Annotated in this window: 14 protein-coding genes; 9 read left to right on the forward strand and 5 right to left on the reverse strand. The window is 63.7% G+C overall.

The genetic code is table 11. From position 1 onward, the window contains the following. Positions 1 to 19: 19 nt before the first annotated feature. The gene (locus tag BZG29_RS13875; RefSeq protein ID WP_216350369.1) at positions 20 to 1,411 is read left to right on the forward strand and encodes a Gfo/Idh/MocA family oxidoreductase; all 1,392 of its coding nucleotides are present in this window, start codon (positions 20 to 22) and stop codon (positions 1,409 to 1,411) included. Positions 1,412 to 1,475: 64 nt separating this feature from the next. Continuing rightward, complete coding sequence (locus BZG29_RS13880; RefSeq protein ID WP_077403693.1) at positions 1,476 to 2,738, forward strand: DUF3472 domain-containing protein; 1,263 nt, start codon at positions 1,476 to 1,478, stop codon at positions 2,736 to 2,738. A 10-nt stretch (positions 2,739 to 2,748) separates the two neighbouring features. On the opposite strand, the gene BZG29_RS13885 is transcribed toward BZG29_RS13880, so the two are convergent. Further along, a complete protein-coding gene (locus tag BZG29_RS13885; protein WP_077403696.1) occupies positions 2,749 to 3,261 on the reverse strand; it encodes a hypothetical protein in 513 nt (170 codons plus the stop codon). Between the two features lie 247 nt (positions 3,262 to 3,508). Between BZG29_RS13885 and BZG29_RS13890 the strand changes: the two genes are divergently transcribed. The 3 genes from BZG29_RS13890 to BZG29_RS13900 all read left to right on the forward strand — a co-directional run bounded on the left by BZG29_RS13890 (position 3,509) and on the right by BZG29_RS13900 (position 7,543). Further along, positions 3,509 to 4,021: a sigma-70 family RNA polymerase sigma factor gene (locus BZG29_RS13890; RefSeq protein ID WP_077403700.1), complete on the forward strand. Its 513-nt coding sequence runs from the start codon at positions 3,509 to 3,511 to the stop codon at positions 4,019 to 4,021. Next, positions 3,994 to 4,995, forward strand: a complete 1,002-nt coding sequence (locus BZG29_RS13895; protein ID WP_253192875.1) for a FecR domain-containing protein — start codon at positions 3,994 to 3,996, stop codon at positions 4,993 to 4,995. The genes BZG29_RS13890 and BZG29_RS13895 overlap by 28 nt, the downstream gene beginning before the upstream one ends. Positions 4,996 to 5,080: 85 nt before the next feature. Further along, a complete protein-coding gene (locus BZG29_RS13900) occupies positions 5,081 to 7,543 on the forward strand; it encodes a TonB-dependent receptor (RefSeq protein WP_077403706.1) in 2,463 nt (820 codons plus the stop codon). A gap of 4 nt (positions 7,544 to 7,547) precedes the next feature. On the opposite strand, the gene BZG29_RS13905 is transcribed toward BZG29_RS13900, so the two are convergent. From BZG29_RS13905 to BZG29_RS13915, 3 genes are all read right to left on the reverse strand, one after another. Then, a complete protein-coding gene (locus BZG29_RS13905) occupies positions 7,548 to 7,925 on the reverse strand; it encodes a SirB2 family protein (protein WP_077403709.1) in 378 nt (125 codons plus the stop codon). 87 nt (positions 7,926 to 8,012) lie between these two features. After that, positions 8,013 to 8,564 (reverse strand): GNAT family N-acetyltransferase, encoded by a 552-nt coding sequence (locus tag BZG29_RS13910; RefSeq protein WP_216350304.1) that lies wholly within the window; start codon positions 8,562 to 8,564, stop codon positions 8,013 to 8,015. Between the two features lie 106 nt (positions 8,565 to 8,670). Next, positions 8,671 to 9,687 (reverse strand): depolymerase, encoded by a 1,017-nt coding sequence (locus BZG29_RS13915; protein ID WP_077403715.1) that lies wholly within the window; start codon positions 9,685 to 9,687, stop codon positions 8,671 to 8,673. A gap of 448 nt (positions 9,688 to 10,135) precedes the next feature. Between BZG29_RS13915 and BZG29_RS13920 the strand changes: the two genes are divergently transcribed. The 3 genes from BZG29_RS13920 to BZG29_RS13930 all read left to right on the forward strand — a co-directional run bounded on the left by BZG29_RS13920 (position 10,136) and on the right by BZG29_RS13930 (position 13,519). After that, entirely contained in the window at positions 10,136 to 11,380 is a 1,245-nt protein-coding gene (locus BZG29_RS13920) for a nitrate/nitrite transporter (RefSeq protein WP_077403719.1), read from the forward strand. Then, positions 11,377 to 12,762 (forward strand): NarK family nitrate/nitrite MFS transporter, encoded by a 1,386-nt coding sequence (locus BZG29_RS13925; RefSeq protein WP_077403722.1) that lies wholly within the window; start codon positions 11,377 to 11,379, stop codon positions 12,760 to 12,762. Before BZG29_RS13920 ends, BZG29_RS13925 begins: the two co-directional genes overlap by 4 nt. Before the next feature lie 61 nt (positions 12,763 to 12,823). Then, positions 12,824 to 13,519: a carbonic anhydrase gene (locus BZG29_RS13930; RefSeq protein ID WP_077403725.1), complete on the forward strand. Its 696-nt coding sequence runs from the start codon at positions 12,824 to 12,826 to the stop codon at positions 13,517 to 13,519. Here BZG29_RS13930 and BZG29_RS13935 read toward each other — a convergent pair. Next, a complete protein-coding gene (locus BZG29_RS13935) occupies positions 13,505 to 13,876 on the reverse strand; it encodes a hypothetical protein (protein ID WP_034781616.1) in 372 nt (123 codons plus the stop codon). The two genes, BZG29_RS13930 and BZG29_RS13935, sit on opposite strands and share 15 nt — an antisense overlap. Before the next feature lie 245 nt (positions 13,877 to 14,121). Between BZG29_RS13935 and BZG29_RS13940 the strand changes: the two genes are divergently transcribed. Continuing rightward, positions 14,122 to 17,820: a nitrate reductase subunit alpha gene (locus BZG29_RS13940; protein ID WP_077403728.1), complete on the forward strand. Its 3,699-nt coding sequence runs from the start codon at positions 14,122 to 14,124 to the stop codon at positions 17,818 to 17,820. Position 17,821: the final 1 nt, after the last annotated feature.

Raw genomic sequence — 17,821 nt, forward strand, 5'->3', positions numbered from 1 at the left:
CGGAAGCGAGTAGAGACCAATGACAACACAAATCAATCGACGCAATTTCCTCTCCGCCAGCGCCGCGCTGGCCGGTGGCGCCATGGCCGGCAGCGCACTGCTGCCCGGCGACGCCAACGCCGCCCCTGTGGCCGGCCGCGACAAGGTCCGCCTGGGCGTGATCGGCACGGGCATGCGCGGCCAGGTGCTGCTGGCTGAACTGGTGCGCCGCGACGACGTGGAAGTGGTCGCCCTGTGCGATATCGAGCCGATCATGCTGAAACACGCGCTGGGCCAGGTGGAAAAGGCGGGCAAGCCGCGTCCGCGCACGTATGGCGAAGACCGCGACCAGAAAGCCTACAAGCGCATGCTGGACGCGGGCGGCCTCGATGGCGTGATCATCGCCACGCCGTGGGAATTCCACGCACCGATGGCGATCGCCGCCATGCAGGCGAAGATACCCGTCGGTTGCGAAGTGGTGGCCGGCATCACCCTGCAAGATCACTGGGACGTCCTGAATACCCAGCTGAAAACGGGTACGCCATACATGTTGCTGGAAAACGTATGCTACCGCCGCGACGTGATGGCTGCGCTGCAGATGGTGCGCGCAGGCCTGTTCGGCGAACTGCTGCACCTGCAGGGCGGCTACCAGCACGATTTGCGCGCCGTCAAATTCAACAGCGGCAATCCGGCCAAGCCGTATGGCGGCGGCGTGGAATTCGGCGAAAAGGGCTGGTCGGAAGCCCATTGGCGCACGCAGCACTCGGTCGAGCGCAATGGCGAACTGTATCCGAGCCACGGCATCGGCCCGTGCGCCATGTACACCAACATCAACCGCGGCAACCGTTTCACGCGCATCAACGCCTTCGCCACCAAGGCGCGCGGCTTGCACGACTATATCGTCAAGCAGCCGGGCGGCGCGCAGCATGCGAACGCCAAGGTGAAATTCAAGCTGGGCGACGTGGTCACCACCACCCTGGCGTGCGAAAACGGCGAAACCATCATCCTGCAGCACGATACGAGCCTGCCGCGCCCGTATTCGCTGGGCTTCCGCGTGCAAGGCACGGACGGCCTGTGGATGGACTTGAACAATGCCATCCATATCGAGGGCGTCAGCAAGCCGCACCAGTGGGACGACTTCAAGGCCTACCAGGACAAGTATGAGCACCCGGTCTGGCGCAAATACGCGGCGCAAGCGGAAGGCGCGGGTCACGGCGGCATGGACTTCTTCGTCATCCACGCCTTTGTCGAAGCCCTGAAGGCCAATGCGCCGATGCCGATCGATATCTATGATGCCGTGACGTGGAGCGCCATCACGCCCCTGTCCGAGCAATCGATCGCCGCCAACTTCCAGACCCTGGACTTCCCCGACTTCACGGGCGGGCAGTGGAAATCGCGCAAGCCGATCTTCGCCCTCGACGGCAAGTACTAAGCCCCATTCGCCCGCTACCGTGCCTGCCGCCGTAGCGGGTTTTTTTCCATTCCGGGAGACGTTGATGAAACACAGAAGTGCATTACTCCATGCAGTCCTGCCCGCCATGCCTTTGCTGGCCGCCTGCCTGGCCATGCCCGTGGCGTCCGCGACGCCCGCCACCGTGGAACTGGCCGGCAATGCCTTCATCACCAGCGGAGACAAGGGCGCCGTCATCGGTGAACATGGCCTGGCCGGCTGGAGTGATCCGGCTGCCGTCGCCAGCACGTATTTCCGCGTGGCCGGGGCGGGCCCCGTTCAGGTGGCGCTCGATGCCAGCCTGGCCGATGGCGGCAACAGCACCATCCGCGTGAAGATCAACGGCGCGCCGTTCGACGTCAGGCTGGCCGGCAAGGCCCGCAAAACCTACGCCGTCGGCACGGTCGATGTGCCGGCGGCCGGCTACGTGAAGGTGGACTTGCAGGGATTGACGCGCGCAAAAGCCACGTTTGGCGACGTGGCTGCGCTGAAGGTGACTGCGAACGCGGCGCTCACGTATGCCAACGACCCGGCCAATTACTACTGGTCGCGGCGCGGACCGTCCGTGCACATGGCTTACACGGTGCCGGCCAATACCGAGTACTTTTATAACGAAATGACGATACCCAAGGGCCAGGACGCCATCGGCTCCTATTTCATGGCCAACGGTTTTGGTCAGGGCTACATGGGCATCCAGGTGAAATCACCGAGCGAGCGCTGGATATTGTTTTCCGTGTGGGACGCCGACAATGGCGCCAGGACCACCCTGGTCAGCAAAGGCGCCGGCGTGGTCGACAATGCGTTCGGCGGCGAGGGCACGGGCGGACAAACCTACCTTTCATATAATTGGACGGCCGGCACGACGTACCGCTTCATCACGCGCGCGCGGCCGGACGGCAAGGGCGGCAGCGATTACTCGGCCTGGTTCTTTGCGCCGGATACGGGCAAGTGGCGCTACATCGCCACCTGGAAGCGGCCGGCGATTTCCACGTATCTGACGCGCGTGCATTCCTTCCTCGAGAACTTCATCGATACCCTGGGCTACACGGAGCGCCGCGTCCAGTTCGGCAACCAGTGGGCGAGGAACGTTTCAGGCGCCTGGTCCGAAGTGACGGCAGGGCGCTTCACGGGCGACGCCACGGCCACCAATGGGCAGCGCATGGATTATGCGGGCGGGCTGGAAAACGGCAAGTTCTACCTGCGTAACGGCGGTTTTTTTGCCGATGACGTGAAAACCGGCCAGAACTTCACGCGCCCGGCCACGGGCAAGGAGCCCATCGTCGATGTGAGCGCCTTGCCGATGCAATAGGTGTTGATCCTTACCCCGGCCGCTTGCCCACCATCGCTTCGATGCCGCGATAGTAAGTGAGCGGGCGGCCTATCGTCACTCCCATCAATGCCGCCGCCTGGATGATGTCGTCTGTATCGCGCCGGTACACGACCAGCGCATCCATCTGGTCGGTGCCGTTGCCGTCGATCTGGATCAGGTCATAGCCGCCTTCGTCCACGGCGCGCTGCGCCAGTTCCGCGTCCAGCCACTCGAAATAGGGCAGCGCGCTACCGTCGCCTCCCTCGAGCATTGCGTACGGGAAGTCGGGGAATTCGTCGAACATGTCCTGTATCTGTTCGTGCAGCTCATCGAGCTTGTCGCCCGACGCCGTATAACCAGCCAGGTGCCAGAGGATCGCCACCGCGTAGGCATGCGCATCGCTGTCGATCCATTCGTCGCGTGGCGCGGACGGCGCGTTGGTGATGGCGGTGACGGCCGCGTCGAGCTCCTCGCCTTCCAGGTCACCGCAGGTCAGCTTGGTCAGCAGTTCAGATAACAGCATGTTTGCCTTTCAATGGAGGGGCGCCAGGCCCGGATGGCCGGCTGGATGATGTTATCAATACTATCATTGCCGCGTACCGGGGCGCGCCCGGTAGAACTTGCACCGTGCATTGCGCCGGCGGACGCGGCCAGCCTGGAAATTTTGGCAAGAATCGCGTCAAACTGGCATTTGCAGGCCGCTTGCGCCGCAGCACCGCATAGATATAGAATGCGAATCATTATTATTTGTGAATCAGGGAGTATGCGACGTGTCGGCTGCCCAATCCGGCGTCCACCAGGAAGTGGGCAGCCTGTATCACGAACACCACCGGTGGCTGCAAGGCTGGCTGCGGCACAAGCTGGGCAACGCATTTGACGCGGCCGACGTGGCGCACGACACCTTCATGCGCCTGCTGAACCGCGACGAGGCCATCGCCGCCCGCGAGCCGCGCGCCTTTTTGACGACGGTGGCCAAGGGCGTGCTGGGCAATCTGTATCGCCGCCGCGACCTGGAAGCTGCTTACCTGGAAACCCTGGCCAGCCTGCCCGCGCAATGCGCGCCCGATCCCGAGGCGCAAGCGATCCTGCTCGAAGCCCTGTTCGATATCGACCGCCGCCTCGACGGCCTGGCGCCCGCCGTGCGCCGCGCTTTTCTGCTGTCGCAGCTCGATGGCATGCCGCAGGCGGCCATCGCGCTGGAACTGAACATCTCGCTGGCCACCGTGCAGCGCCACCTGGTCAAAGCCATGCACCAGTGCTTCTTTTCCCCGTCGGCGCCGTGATGGGCGTCCTGACGCCGGAGGCGGCCAGCTTGCAGGCTGTCGAATGGCTGGTGCGCCTGCAGGCCGGAGACGCCACGCCCGAAGTGGAGCAGGCCTGGCGCGCCTGGCGCGGCAGCGATCCGGAAAACGAGCAAGCCTGGCAGCATGTGGAAGGCTGCATGGCGCGCATGCGAGCCTTGCCGGCGCCGCTGGCGCACGGCACCCTGGCGCGCAAGCCCGCGCATGCGCAGGCCAACGCGGCGCGCCGGCAGTCGCTCAAGTTGCTGGCGCTGCTGGCCATGGGCGGCGGCGCCTGGCTGGCGGGCGGCGACGAACAGGCGGCCTTCTGGCTGGCCGATTACCGCACCGGCACGGGCGAGCTGCGCCACCTCGTGCTGGCAGACGGCACGCGCATCGCGCTCAATACGGCGTCCAGCATCGACGTGCGCTACGATGCGGGCCAGCGCCTGGTGACCTTGTTAAAAGGCGAGATCATGGTCAGCACGGCGCGCGATGCGGCTGGCCGTCCCTTTTTCGTGCGCACGGCGCAAGGCCGCTTGCAGCCCGTGGGCACGCGTTTTGCCGTGCGCGCGGAAGGGGGACGCACGCACCTGGGCGTGTTCGCGGGCGCCGTCGATATTCTGCCGGAACAGGCGCCCGCCGCCGCGCGCAGGCTGCAGGCCGGCCAGCAAGCCAGCTTCACGGCGGCGCAGGTCGGTGGCGTGCAAACCTTGCCTGCCGGTGCGGATGCGTGGACGGCCGGCATGCTGGTAGCGCACGATATGCCGCTGGCCGATTTTATCGGCGAGCTGGCCCGTTACCGCCATGGGCGTCTGGCCTGCGATCCTGCCATCGCCCACCTGCACGTGTCGGGCATCTATCCGCTGGCCGACACGACGCAAGTGCTCGACATGCTGACGCGCACCTTGCCCGTCGACGTGCGCCAGAGCACGCGCTTCTGGGTGAGCGTGGTGCCGCATCGGAAGCATCCATGATTATTTTCCGAAAAAGTGAGGGGTTTTCGATTTTCGCGTGACATAGCGAGTGAACCCTTCATTCACTTTCAGGAAAACAGTCCGCATGCCCAGCACAACACCTATTTACGCTTCTTCCATTTCCAGCACATGCCGCCGCAGCGTGGCGGCGCTGGCTGTCAGCCAGGCCCTGTGGCTGCTCGCCGCCAGCGGCGCCTCGGCCGCCGCACCCCTTGCGCAGGCAGCCAATGCGGCGCGCATCGAGCTGGCGATACCCGCCGGTACCCTGGAACAGGTGCTGGTGCGCTTCGGCCAGGAGACGGGCACCATGATTTCCTACCAGGCCGCCGCCGTGGCGGGCAAGCGCAGCGCCGGCCTGGCGGGCAGCTACAGCGTGCCGCAAGCGCTGGGGGCCATCATCGCCGGCTCGGGCTTGCGCGCCGTGCCGCAGGCGAACGGCGGTTATGTGCTCGACGTGGCGGCGGCCGATGGCGGTCAGACCATGCCCGAGATGAAGGTCAGCGCCAGCTTTGATGCGAACGGCGCGACGGAAGGCAGCGGTTCGTATACGACGCAGACCATGCGCTCGGCCACGCGCCTGGGCCTGTCCGTGCGCGAGACGCCGCAAGCCGTCGGCGTGGTCACGCGCCAGCAGATGGATGACCAGAACCTGCAAACGGTGGAAGAGGTGCTGCAAAACGCGGCCGGCGTGGCCATCAACCGCTATGACAGCGACCGCACCTCGTTTTTCGCGCGCGGCTTTTCCATCGCCAGCTATCAGTACGACGGCATTCCCACCACGGTCGACAATGCATTCAGCGTGGGTGACAGCACCCTGGACATGACGGCTTACGACCGGGTCGAGATCGTGCGCGGCGCCACGGGCCTGCTGACGGGCGCCGGCGAGCCGTCGGCCACCATCAACCTGGTGCGCAAGCGCGCATCATCGAGTCAGCTGGCCGGGAATGCGGCCCTGAGCCTGGGTTCCTGGAAGAATGCGCGCGCCAGCGCCGACCTGTCCACGCCATTGAGTGCCGACGGCAAGGTGCGCGGACGAGTCGTGGCCAGCTACCAGGACAGCGAATCGTATGTGAACCTGTATCACGCCAAGAAGGCCATGGCGTATGCCACCGTGGAAGCGGACCTGGCGCCGGGCAGCGTGCTGATCGCCGGCTATGAGTACCAGGACAACCGCCCGCGCGGCGGCATGTATGGCGGCTTGCCGCTGTGGTATGCGGATGGCGAACGCGCCACGCTTTCCCGCTCCGCCACCACGGCGACCACCTGGAGCCGCTGGTTCAGCACCAGCCAGACGGCCTTTGTGCGCCTGGAGCAGGCGCTGGGCAGCGGCTGGAACCTGACGGCCATGCTGAATCACGGCTGGGGCAATTATTCGGCCGCCGAGCTTTTCGCCAATACCTGGCCGGACAAGGCCACGGGGCAAGGCGTGACGGGCTACGCCGGTTTTTACGCGGGCACGCGGCGCCAGGACAGCGTCGACGCCTATGTGCAGGGCCCCGTGCAGCTGCTGGGCCGCACGCACGACCTGGCGTTCGGCGTCTCGGGCAGCAACCAGTTCTCCAGCTATCCGGGGATTGCCGGCAGCAGCGTCGATTACGGCAATTTCTACCAGTGGCAGGGCGTGGCGCCGGAACCGGACTGGAATGACCCGAGTTTCTCGCGCTGGCAGCTGCTCGACACGGTGCAGCAGCGCGGCATCTACGGCACGGCGCGCTTCTCGCTGGCCGATCCCTTGAAACTGATCGTCGGCGCGCGTTACAGCCGCTACAAGGCGGACCACGTCGACGACTGGGGCGGCAGCTACGCCTATGCCAAGCACGCCGTCACGCCGTACGCGGGCCTGGTGTGGGATATCGATGCACAGCATGCGCTGTACACCAGCTACAGCAAGATCTTCAAGCCGCAGGGCTATCAGGACCGGTTCGGCCGCTACCTCGATCCCGTACAGGGCAAGAATGTGGAAGCGGGCGTGAAGGGCGAGTATTTTGGCGGCAGGCTCAATGCGGCGCTGGCCGTGTTCCGCATCGCGCAAGACGGCCTGGCGCAGGAAGACACGGGGCATTTCGTCGGCAATTCGCTGACGCAGGCGTATTACGCGGCAGCGGGCACCACCAGCAAGGGCGTGGAACTGGACGTCTCGGGCGAGCTGGCGCAAGGCTGGAACGTCTCGGCCAGCGTGTCGCACGCGGCGGCAGAGGACAGCACGGGCGCGCGTCTGAACAGCTATGTGCCGCAGACCCTGGCGCGCGTGTTTTCCACGTATCAGCTGCGTGGCGGCTGGCGCGCGTTATCGGTGGGCGGCGGCGTGAACTGGCAGAGCGGCGCCTACCGCGACGCCACCGGGCCGACGGGTACGGAACGCGTGGAGCAGGGCGGTTACGCCGTGGCCAGCCTGATGGCGAAATACGCGCTGTCGCGCCAGCTGTCGCTGCAGGCGAACATCAACAACGTGTTCGACAAGCATTACTACAGCCAGCTTGGCATGTACAACCAGGGTTACTGGGGCGCGCCGCGCAATGCCAGCATCACGCTGCGCTACCTCTTCTGATGTATCAGAGCGGCCAGGCCTGTTTGGTCACGGCCACGGCGATGATGTAGGCGAATACCAGCACGGCTGCCGCGAAAGCGGCGCCGCGCACGGCCGGCGTCTTGCCACGTTTCAGGGCGATGGTGCCCAGCACGATGTAGGCCACCAGCGCGCACAGCTTGGCGGCCAGCCACGGCTGGCTGCCCGGCGACTGTCCGCTCCACACGGCCAGGGCAATGGCGCTGGCCAGCAGGGCCGTGTCGACCAGGTGCGGCAGGATTTTCACCCAGCGCTGCTGCAAGGCGGGCGAGGCGCGCAGCATCCACGCGCCGCGCAAGAGGAAAAGAAAGCCGCTGGCGGCGGCGCAACCCATGTGGAAATGCTTGAGGCTCAGGTAATCCATGCGTGATGTTGTCGGCGTTGATTGACGATGGCGCCAGCATAGCCGCCTTTGGCACGCCGCGCCATACGTCGTCGGGATGAGACGCTGCTAGCGCAGGAATTTCACGTACACGAGTTCAGGGTCACCTTCATCGAGATGGTCGATCTGGCCGCTGCGCACGAAACCGGCGCTGGCGAACAGCCGTTGCGCGGTCAGGTTGCTCTCGTTCGTCGATGTGAACAGCTTGGCTGTCTGGCAGGCGCTTTCGGCCGCCGCCAGCAGGCGCCGCCCCACGCCGCGCCGCTGCTGCCCGGGGGCGACCACCACCAACGAGACGAAGCCGTAGTCGAAGAAGTCGTGGCGCAGCAGCACATAGCCGGCGACCTGCCCAGCGCGTATGGCGAGCAGGCATTGCCGCTTCGCGACGGCGTCGCGTACGGCATCGCCACGCTCCGGGTGCGACTGCGCATAGGCATCGCAGGCGAGCATGGCGTCGATCTCTTCGGGGCTTGCAGTGCGGACCAGCACGGTGCTCTCGTCGCCCTGTGCGGCGCTGTTTCCTGCGTAATACATCAATGAATGCTCCTTTCCAGTCGGATTTTCCCTTGTCGATATCGCCCAGCGGACATGCACGGCCATGCAGGCCGCTGCCATCATCATGCGTCTTTCTTGCCACGCCGGCAAACACGCCGGCAAAATCGCATGAGGCGCCAGCGGGTTTGCGCCTTGCTGCCCGGACGAAGAAGCGGGCGGCAATCATCCGCGGTCAGTCCGGGGCGGACATCAGCCGCGTCAGCATCGCATGCACGGCGGACATCTGCGCCCCTGAGCGCAACGCGTAGTTCTGCCCCGTATAGCCGATCCAGTCCCAGCATCCGAGGGGATTGAGGATGCCGACACGCCGCAGCTGCGGATACAGGATGATGATTTTATTACTGTCGGCCCAATCGTTATAGCCGGTTTTCTCATAAAAGGCATCGGCGACATCCGCCTGGGTCTGCTCGCAACCATGAAATGCCACATGGATACGGCAGCCGGGCTCGCGCAGGCAGATGGCGGGGATATACACATGGGCATCGGCATCCAGGCTGGTCCAGCCCACGGAAAATTCGCGCTGATTGAAGCTTTTCGCCTTGTCCGTGCGCTTGCGCACCGGCGGATTCAAGTCGCCATAGATGTGCTTGAGTATCGCGCCAGGCTGGTCATATGCCGCGCCGTCGACCTCGCAGTGGTTGATGTACTGGTCCCCATTCGTGGCGCAGTCGCCGCCGTACGATGGCGATATCATCGCATGTCCAGCAGGAACATTCTTGATGTACAGCATATTTTCGGCGGGAACGCCGGCATCCCTGAAAAAAACGGCCGTAGCGTCGACCAGGGGCGGTACCACGATTTTGTCATTCAGGCCGCTGAATATGTAGATCCGCTCGTGCCTCAAGTTGTCGAGCGGGTCGATCAGGCCCATGGTGGCGAAATATTCGGCCGCGAGGAGCATTCGCTGCGGCCTCGGTTCAAGAGGACTCATCCAGCCCATGCACAGCGCCGTACGTGTGGCCATGCCGGTGGCACAGTAATACGGCCCCCCGGCGACGATGCCCGCGCCGATCACCGATCCCGAATAGGCGACCTGGTATTGCACAGCCATGAATGCGCCTGCGGAAAGGCCGGAAACGGAAGTTTGCGACTGGCTGGCGGCCAGCGCGGGCAGCCTTCCGCTGGCACGTGGCGATGCCGGGAGTGCCTGTAAAAGTAGCAACAGGATAGTGAAAAAGAATATCTTCATGGTAACTCCTCTTGGTGAAGCTCTTGCCGCTACTGGGGAATGCAGGCGGCGGGAGGCGAATAGGATAGAGCGGTGATGCGGCAAGGCGGTTTCGCCAGGCAATTTCATGTTCTTGATGCAGATCAAGGCATGGCGGGAATTGGACTGCCCGCGGGCCTGCTTTTCAGGCTGGGCAGGGCGGCGGTCCGCACGAGCCTGGCCGCATCGTGCCGGCCAGCCCGGCCTTCCATTCAGCCTAGTGCGGCGCCCCCCTGTCTAGTCACTTTTGCCGATACGGCTATCCAGATTGCCTTTCCAGAATCACCCTGTGACCGATAGTGCCTTTCCGCTCTGCCACGTAAGCTGGTCGGGACGGCTGGCCAGACGGCCAGTGCATTCATGGAGAAACATCGTGGCTACCCTAGATGGCACTAAGAACAACAGTAGTAACAAGGCAGTCGAACCCGGCATGCGGCGCAAGCAGTTTTCCGTGTTGGTCAGCAGCACCTTCGCATTTACCATCTGCTTTGCAGTCTGGATGATGTTTGCCGTATTGGGCATCCCCATCAAGACCAGCCTGGGCTTGACTGAAACACAATTCGGCCTGCTGGCCGCCATGCCCGTGCTGACGGGTTCCCTCGTGCGCGTGCCCCTGGGCATCTGGACGGACAAATACGGCGGACGCCGCGTCTTCTTCTGGCTGATGCTGGCCAGCGTGGTGCCGATCTACCTGATCTCTTACGCCACCGCCTATTGGCACTTCCTCGTGCTGGGCATGTTCGTGGGCCTGGCGGGCGGTTCGTTTTCCGTCGGCACGCCCTACGTGGCGCGCTGGTATGAAAAGGAGCGCCGCGGCCTGGCGATGGGCATCTTCGGCGCCGGCAACTCCGGTTCCGCGCTGACCAAGTTCGTCGCGCCCGGCATCGTCGCCGCCTTCGGCTGGCAGATGCTGCCCAAGGTGTATGCGGTAGCCATGCTGGCCACTGCCATCATCTTCTGGCTGTTTTCGTACACGGACAAATCGCATCTGGCGCCGTCGGGCGAAAGTTTTTCGGCGCAGATGAAGGTGCTGAAGGACCCGCGCGTGTGGCGCTACTGCCAGTATTACTCGGTGGTGTTCGGCGGCTACGTGGCGCTGGCGCTGTGGATGACAAAGTACTACGTGGCCGAATACGGTTTTGATTTGAAGCACGCTGCGCTGCTGGCCGCCTGCTTCTCGCTGCCGGGCGGCGTGCTGCGCGCCGTGGGCGGATGGATATCCGACAAATACGGTGCGGCGAAAGTTACCTGGGCCGTGATGTGGGTGTGCTGGGTGTGCTTCTTCCTGCTGTCGTATCCGCAAACCCAGATGGTGGTGGAAACCGTCACGGGTCCGCTGGCCTTCCATATCGGCCTGTCGCCGCTGTGGTTCACCGTGCTGCTGTTCATCGTCGGCATCGCTATGGCTGTCGGCAAGGCATCCGTCTTCAAGTTCATCGGCGATGATTTTTCCGACAACATCGGCGCCGTCTCGGGCGTGGTAGGCCTGGCCGGCGGCTTGGGCGGCTTCATCCTGCCCGTGATGTTCGGCGCCCTGGTGGACTTCACGGGCGTGCGTTCGAGCTCCTTCATGCTCTTGTACGGCACCGTCTGCGTTTCCCTCGTCTGGATGTATTTCTCGTTCAAGCCGCTGCGCGCGGCACCCATCAATCAACCTGCAGGAGCGAAAGCATGAGCCGCTATATGATCAATACCTGGGAGCCGGAAACCCCGAGCTTCTGGCAAAACACGGGCAAGGCCACGGCCGCGCGCAATCTGTGGATCTCGATTCCCGCGCTGCTGCTGGCGTTCGCCGTATGGATGGTGTGGAGCGTGGTGGTGGTCAACCTGCCCAACATCGGTTTTACCTACAGTAACAACCAGCTGTTCTGGCTGACGGCTTTGCCGGGCCTGTCCGGCGCCACCTTGCGCATTTTTTATTCGTTCATGGTGCCGATCTTCGGCGGTCGCCGCTGGACGGCCATTTCCACCGGCTCGCTCCTGATTCCCGCCATCGGCATCGGCCTGGCCGTGCAGGACGTGAACACGGGCTATCCGACCATGCTGATCCTGGCGCTGCTGTGCGGCTTCGGCGGCGGCAATTTCGCCTCGTCGATGGCCAACATCAGCTTTTTCTACCCGAAGGCGAGCAAGGGCTTCGCGCTGGGAATGAATGCGGGCCTGGGCAACCTGGGCGTGTCGGTGGTGCAGTTCGTCGTGCCGCTGGTGATCACCTTCGCCGTCTTCGGCGCCTGGGGCGGCGATTCGCTCACCTGGGTCAAGAATGGCGTGAGCAAGGACATGTGGCTGCAAAACGCGGGCTTCATCTGGGTGCCGTTCATCGCGCTGTCGACTTTACTGGCCTGGTTCGGCATGAATGACCTGGCCTCGGCCAAGGCCTCGTTTTCCGAGCAGGCCGTGATCTTCAAGCGCAAGCACAACTGGCTCATGTGCTGGCTGTACACGGGCACCTTCGGCTCCTTCATCGGCTATTCGGCCGCGTTCCCGCTGCTGATCAAGATCCAGTTCCCCGACGTTAATCCGCTCGATTACGCCTTCCTCGGTCCCCTCGTCGGTGCCCTGGCACGTGTCGCCGGCGGCGTGATTTCCGATAAACTGGGCGGCGCACGCGTCACCCTGTGGTCGTTCCTGCTGATGATAGGCGCCGTGCTGGGCGTGCTGTACTTCATGCCGCAAGCCGGCGTGGGTGGTAGTTTTAGTGGCTTCTTCTGGATGTTCATGCTGCTGTTCGCCGGCACCGGTATCGGCAATGCGTCGACCTTCCGCATGATCCCCGTGATCTTTTTGACGGAACACCAGCGCGCGGCCGCCGGCAAGGGCAAGGCGGAGCAGGAGCAAGCCATCGTCGACGCCAACAAGGAAGGCGCCGCCGTCCTGGGCTTCACGTCGGCCGTGGCCGCGTATGGCGCCTTCTTCATCCCGAAAAGCTATGGCACCTCGATTGCGCTGACGGGCAGCCCCGACGCGGCCCTGTGGTGCTTCATCGGCTTTTATGTCAGCTGCATCGCCATCACCTGGTGGTGCTACGCCCGTAAAAACGCACCGATGCCTTGCTAGTTAGCGTCAGAACGCCCGGCAAGTCCTGTTTGCCGGGCGTTGTATTCAGTAAGAGGTAGTCATGGAAGAACTGGAAAAATTCGTCAACGGCTTCAGCCTGTTTCAGCAGCAGTATTTCAGCGAGCCGCAAACCTTGTACGACAGCCTGCGCGACGGGCAGCGGCCCTCGACCCTGTTGATCGGCTGCTGCGATTCGCGCGTCGATCCCATGCTGCTGACGGGCAGCGATCCGGGCGACATGTTCGTCGTGCGCAATATCGCCAACCTGGTGCCGCCGTGCACGCCCGACGCGCCGCCGGGCGTCAGCTCGGCCATCGAGTTCGCCGTCTGCAAGCTCGAAGTGGCCAGGGTCATCGTGCTGGGCCACGCGCGCTGCGGCGGCATCCGCGCGCTGCTGGAACCGCAGCCGCGTGCGGAAGGCCAGGAAACGGACTTCGTGGGACAGTGGATGCGCATTGCCGAACCGGTGGCGCAACGCGTGCGGCGCGAGCTGGCGCACCGTTCGTCGGCAGAACAGCATCACGCGTGCGAACTGGCCAGCATCCTGCAGTCGCTGGACAACCTGCTCACCTACCCATGGCTGAAACGGCGGGTGGAGCAGGGGTTATTGAAATTGCATGGATGGTATTTCGATATCGACAGCGGCGCGCTGATGGCGTATTCGGCGCGCCAGCAGCAGTTTTTGCCCCTCGTGTGTCCGATAGAGCGCGCGCGGCATCTGCACGAGCGCCCTTGGCCGGATTCAGCTAAAACGTAGCAAATCCCCGCTGCGGTCAAACGCCAGCAGGCTGTCGATGCGGCCTTGCTCGATGGCCGTCACCATGGCGCGCAGGGGCGCCTCGCATTCCTGCGCTGCCGGCGGCTGGCCGTCCTGGCCCGCCAGTCCCGCCACGAAGACCACGTCCCAGTGCGTCTGCATCTGTTTCGACTCCTCCTTCAATGTTTCGAAGCTGTCCAGTTCCTCGGGCAGCTTGTCGGCGCACATCACGGGCGTGAGGGACTTGCCCTGGCCGCCAGGCTGGGCCTGCGCCTGGGTAAAGGTGAACAGCAGACGTTGCGGCTGCTCCTGGTTGCGGGCGCTGCGCAGCAGGCTGGCGTAATCGGTAATTGGCATGATGCTCTTTCTCTGTGTTGAACGATGACGACAGGTATACCGCAGCACGGTCGCGGCGCCCATAGGCAATAGTGACTATCCGGGTGACTACGCGCCTATGCATTCCTGGTGCCGGAAACCGACTTCTTGCCAATACCGCCGGGCACGGCGCATCGATAGACTGTTTGTATCGACGCTTGAGCCATCCTGCTTGCAGCGTTTTTTAAGACCTGGCGCCGCTGCCTGCGGCGCAATGTGGAGGTAGCATGAGTCACTTTCTGGACCGCCTGAAATTTTTTAGCAAGCCCGCCGAGCCGTTTTCAAACGGCCATGGCACCGTGGTCGATGAAGACCGTACCTGGGAAAACGCCTACCGCCAGCGCTGGCAGCACGACAAGATCGTGCGCTCCACGCATGGCGTGAACTGTACCGGCTCGTGCAGCTGGAAGGTGTATGTCAAGAATGGCCTGATCACCTGGGAAACCCAGCAAACCGATTACCCGCGCACGCGGCCCGACCTGCCGAACCACGAACCGCGCGGCTGCCCGCGCGGCGCCAGCTATTCCTGGTACGTGTATTCGGCCCAGCGCGTGAAATACCCGATGGTGCGCGGCCGCCTGATGGAAATGTGGCGCGAAGCGCGCAAGACCATGGACCCCGTCACGGCCTGGGACTGGATTAGCCAGGATCCTGTGCGCTCGCAGCAGTACAAATCCATCCGCGGCCTGGGCGGCTTCGTGCGCGCCACGTGGGACGAATCGAATGAAATCATCGCCGCCGCGAACGCGTTGACGATCAAGAAATACGGCCCGGACCGCGTTGTCGGCTTTTCGCCGATTCCCGCCATGTCCATGGTCAGCTATGCCTCCGGCACGCGCTACCTGTCGCTGATCGGCGGCGTGGCCCTGAGTTTCTATGACTGGTACTGCGACTTGCCGCCGGCCAGCCCGCAAGTGTGGGGCGAGCAGACGGACGTGCCGGAATCGGCCGACTGGTACAACTCGACCTACCTGATGGTGTGGGGCTCGAACGTGCCGATGACGCGCACGCCGGATGCGCACTTCTACACGGAAGTGCGCTACAAGGGCACGAAAACCGTGGCCATCTCGCCCGATTACGGCGAAATGGTGAAGTTCGGCGACATCTGGCTGGCACCGAAACAGGGCACGGACGCCGCGCTGGCGCTGGCCATGGGCCACGTCATCCTCAAGGAATTCCACTCGGAAGGGCAGAGCGCCTACTTCCGCGACTATGCGCGCCAGTACACGGACTTCCCCATGCTGGTGCTGCTCAAGGAGCATAACGGCACGCTGGTGCCCGACTACTTCCTGCGCGCTTCGCACCTGGACAACAACCTCGACGAAACCAACAATCCGGAATGGAAAACCCTCGTCATCGATGAAACCACGGGCGCCATCACGGCGCCGGCAGGCTCCATCGGCTTCCGCTGGGGCGAATCGGGCAAGTGGAACCTGGAGCAAAAAGCGGGCGGCAGCGGCGAACCTATCGTGCCGATGCTCTCCATGATCAACGACAGCGATGCCGTCACGGAAGTGGGCTTTGCCTACTTCGGCGGCAAGGATGCGTCCGACATGCTGCTGCGCAAGGTGCCGGTGAAAACCATCCGCCTGGCCGACGGCACGACGGGCCTGGTCACCACCGTGTTCGACCTGACCCTGGCCAACTACGGCATCGACCGTGGCCTCGGCGGCGAAAACGTGGCGGAAAGCTATGACGACGACGTGCCGTACACCCCCGCATGGCAGGAGAAGCACACGGGCGTGAAACGCGCCGACGTCATCACCGTGGCGCGCCAGTTCGCGGAAAACGCGGACCAGACGCGCGGCAAGAGCATGGTCATCGTGGGCGCCGGCCTGAATCACTGGTACCACATGGACATGACGTACCGCGGCATCATCAACATGCTGATGATGTGCGGCTGTATCGGCCAGTCGGGCGGCGGCTGGGCCCATTACGTGGGCCAGGAAAAACTGCGTCCGCAAACGGGCTGGACGCCGTTGGCCTTTGCCCAGGACTGGGTGCGTCCGATGCGCCAGATGAACGGCACCTCGTTCTTCTATGCCCACACGAGCCAGTGGCGCCATGAAAAGCTGGAAACGGGCGACATCGCCTCGCCATCGGCGGCCGGCGGCACGGGCGACCTGACCCTGCTCGACTACAACGCCAAGGCCGAGCGCATGGGCTGGCTGCCATCGGCTCCGCAGTTGCAGACCAATCCGCTGGAAGTAGCCAAGGCCGCCAAGGCGGCAGGGCAGGCGCCGGCCGCATATGCGCTCGACCAGATCAAGGCGGGCCAGCTGCAGTTCTCGTGCGACGACCCGGACAACCCGGCCAACTTCCCGCGCAATATGTTCGTCTGGCGTTCGAACATCCTGGGCAGCTCCGGCAAGGGCCACGAGTACTTCCTGAAATACCTGCTCGGCACGCAGAACGGCTTGCTCAGCGACGAAGACGACTGCATCACGCCGAAGCAGGTGAAAGTGCGTCCTGCCGCCGAAGGCAAGCTCGATCTGCTGGTGGTGCTGGACTTCCGCATGTCGACCACCTGCCTGTATGGCGACGTGGTGCTGCCGACGGCCACCTGGTACGAAAAGGATGATCTGAATACGTCGGACATGCATCCGTTCATCCATCCGCTGTCCGAAGCCGTACAGCCGCTGTGGCAATCGAAGTCGGACTGGGAAATCTACAAGGGGCTGGCCGAGAAATTCTCGGAAATCGGCGGCGAACTGCTGGGCACCCAGCAAGACATCATCCTCACCCCGCTGATGCACGATACTCCCGGCGAACTGGGTCAGCCTTTCGATCCCAAGGACTGGCGCGCCGGCGAATGCGACGCCATCCCGGGCAAGACCATGCCGAACATGACGGTGGTCGAGCGCAATTACCGCGACGTCTACAAGAAATTCACCTCGATCGGCCCGCTGCTGGAAACCATCGGCAACGGCGGCAAGGGCATTTCCTGGAAAACGGGCCATGAAGTGGACGTGCTGCGCGGCATCAACCGCACGGTGCTCGACGAGGGCGTGTCGAAGGGCCAGCCGCGCCTCGATACGGCCATCGATGCGGCCGAGATGATCCTGTCGCTGGCGCCGGAAACGAATGGCCACGTGGCCGTGAAAGCCTGGGCCGCGCTGTCCGCCATCACGGGACGCGAGCATACCCACCTGGCGCTGCCGCGCGAGCATGACAGCATCCGCTTCCGCGATGTGCAGGCGCAGCCGCGCAAGATCATTTCCTCGCCCACCTGGTCGGGCCTGGAAAGCGAGGAAGTCAGCTACACGGCCGGCTATACCAACGTGCATGAACTGATCCCATGGCGCACCCTGACGGGCCGCCAGCAGTTCTACCAGGATCACCTGTGGATGCGCGACTTCGGCGAGGGGCTGTGCGTGTACAAGCCGGCCATCAACACGAAGACGACGGAAGCGCTGCTGGGCACCAAGCCGAACGGCAACAAGGAACTGGCGCTGAACTTTTTGACGCCGCACCAGAAGTGGGGCATCCACTCCACGTATTCGGACAATCTGCGCATGCTGACCCTGTCGCGCGGTGGACCCCACGTGTGGCTGTCGGAAACCGACGCGCAAGCTGCCGGTATCGTCGACAACGACTGGATCGAAGTCTTCAACGTGAATGGCAGCCTGACGGCGCGCGCCATCGTCAGCCAGCGCATCCCGGCCGGCATGACGATGATGTACCACGCCCAGGAAAAGATCATCAACGTGCCTGGCGCGGAGATGACGGGCAAGCGGGGCGGCATCCATAACTCGGTGACGCGTGCCGTGCCCAAGCCGACGCACATGATAGGCGGCTACGCCCAGCTGGCGTACGGCTTCAATTACTACGGCACGGTGGGCTCCAACCGCGATGAATTCGTATTGGTGCGCAAGATGAACAAGGTCGACTGGCTCGAAGGCCCGTTGCAGGAAGAAGGAGCATAGT

Origin of the sequence: Janthinobacterium sp. LM6 (assembly GCF_002002885.1) — a bacterium.
GTDB classification, from domain to species: Bacteria; Pseudomonadota; Gammaproteobacteria; order Burkholderiales; family Burkholderiaceae_D; genus Janthinobacterium; species Janthinobacterium kumbetense.

Bases quoted from the DNA above. Each gene is read 5' to 3' on its own strand.
- BZG29_RS13875 (WP_216350369.1), top strand. From the start codon at position 20: ATGACAACACAAATCAATCGACGCAATTTCCTCTCCGCCAGCGCCGCG.
- BZG29_RS13880 (WP_077403693.1), top strand. From the start codon at position 1,476: ATGAAACACAGAAGTGCATTACTCCATGCAGTCCTGCCCGCCATGCCT.
- BZG29_RS13885 (WP_077403696.1), bottom strand. From the start codon at position 3,261: ATGCTGTTATCTGAACTGCTGACCAAGCTGACCTGCGGTGACCTGGAA.
- BZG29_RS13900 (WP_077403706.1), top strand. From the start codon at position 5,081: ATGCCCAGCACAACACCTATTTACGCTTCTTCCATTTCCAGCACATGC.
- BZG29_RS13905 (WP_077403709.1), bottom strand. From the start codon at position 7,925: ATGGATTACCTGAGCCTCAAGCATTTCCACATGGGTTGCGCCGCCGCC.
- BZG29_RS13910 (WP_216350304.1), bottom strand. From the start codon at position 8,564: ATGATGATGGCAGCGGCCTGCATGGCCGTGCATGTCCGCTGGGCGATA.
- BZG29_RS13915 (WP_077403715.1), bottom strand. From the start codon at position 9,687: ATGAAGATATTCTTTTTCACTATCCTGTTGCTACTTTTACAGGCACTC.
- BZG29_RS13920 (WP_077403719.1), top strand. From the start codon at position 10,136: ATGCGGCGCAAGCAGTTTTCCGTGTTGGTCAGCAGCACCTTCGCATTT.
- BZG29_RS13925 (WP_077403722.1), top strand. From the start codon at position 11,377: ATGAGCCGCTATATGATCAATACCTGGGAGCCGGAAACCCCGAGCTTC.
- BZG29_RS13930 (WP_077403725.1), top strand. From the start codon at position 12,824: ATGGAAGAACTGGAAAAATTCGTCAACGGCTTCAGCCTGTTTCAGCAG.
- BZG29_RS13935 (WP_034781616.1), bottom strand. From the start codon at position 13,876: ATGCCAATTACCGATTACGCCAGCCTGCTGCGCAGCGCCCGCAACCAG.
- BZG29_RS13940 (WP_077403728.1), top strand. From the start codon at position 14,122: ATGAGTCACTTTCTGGACCGCCTGAAATTTTTTAGCAAGCCCGCCGAG.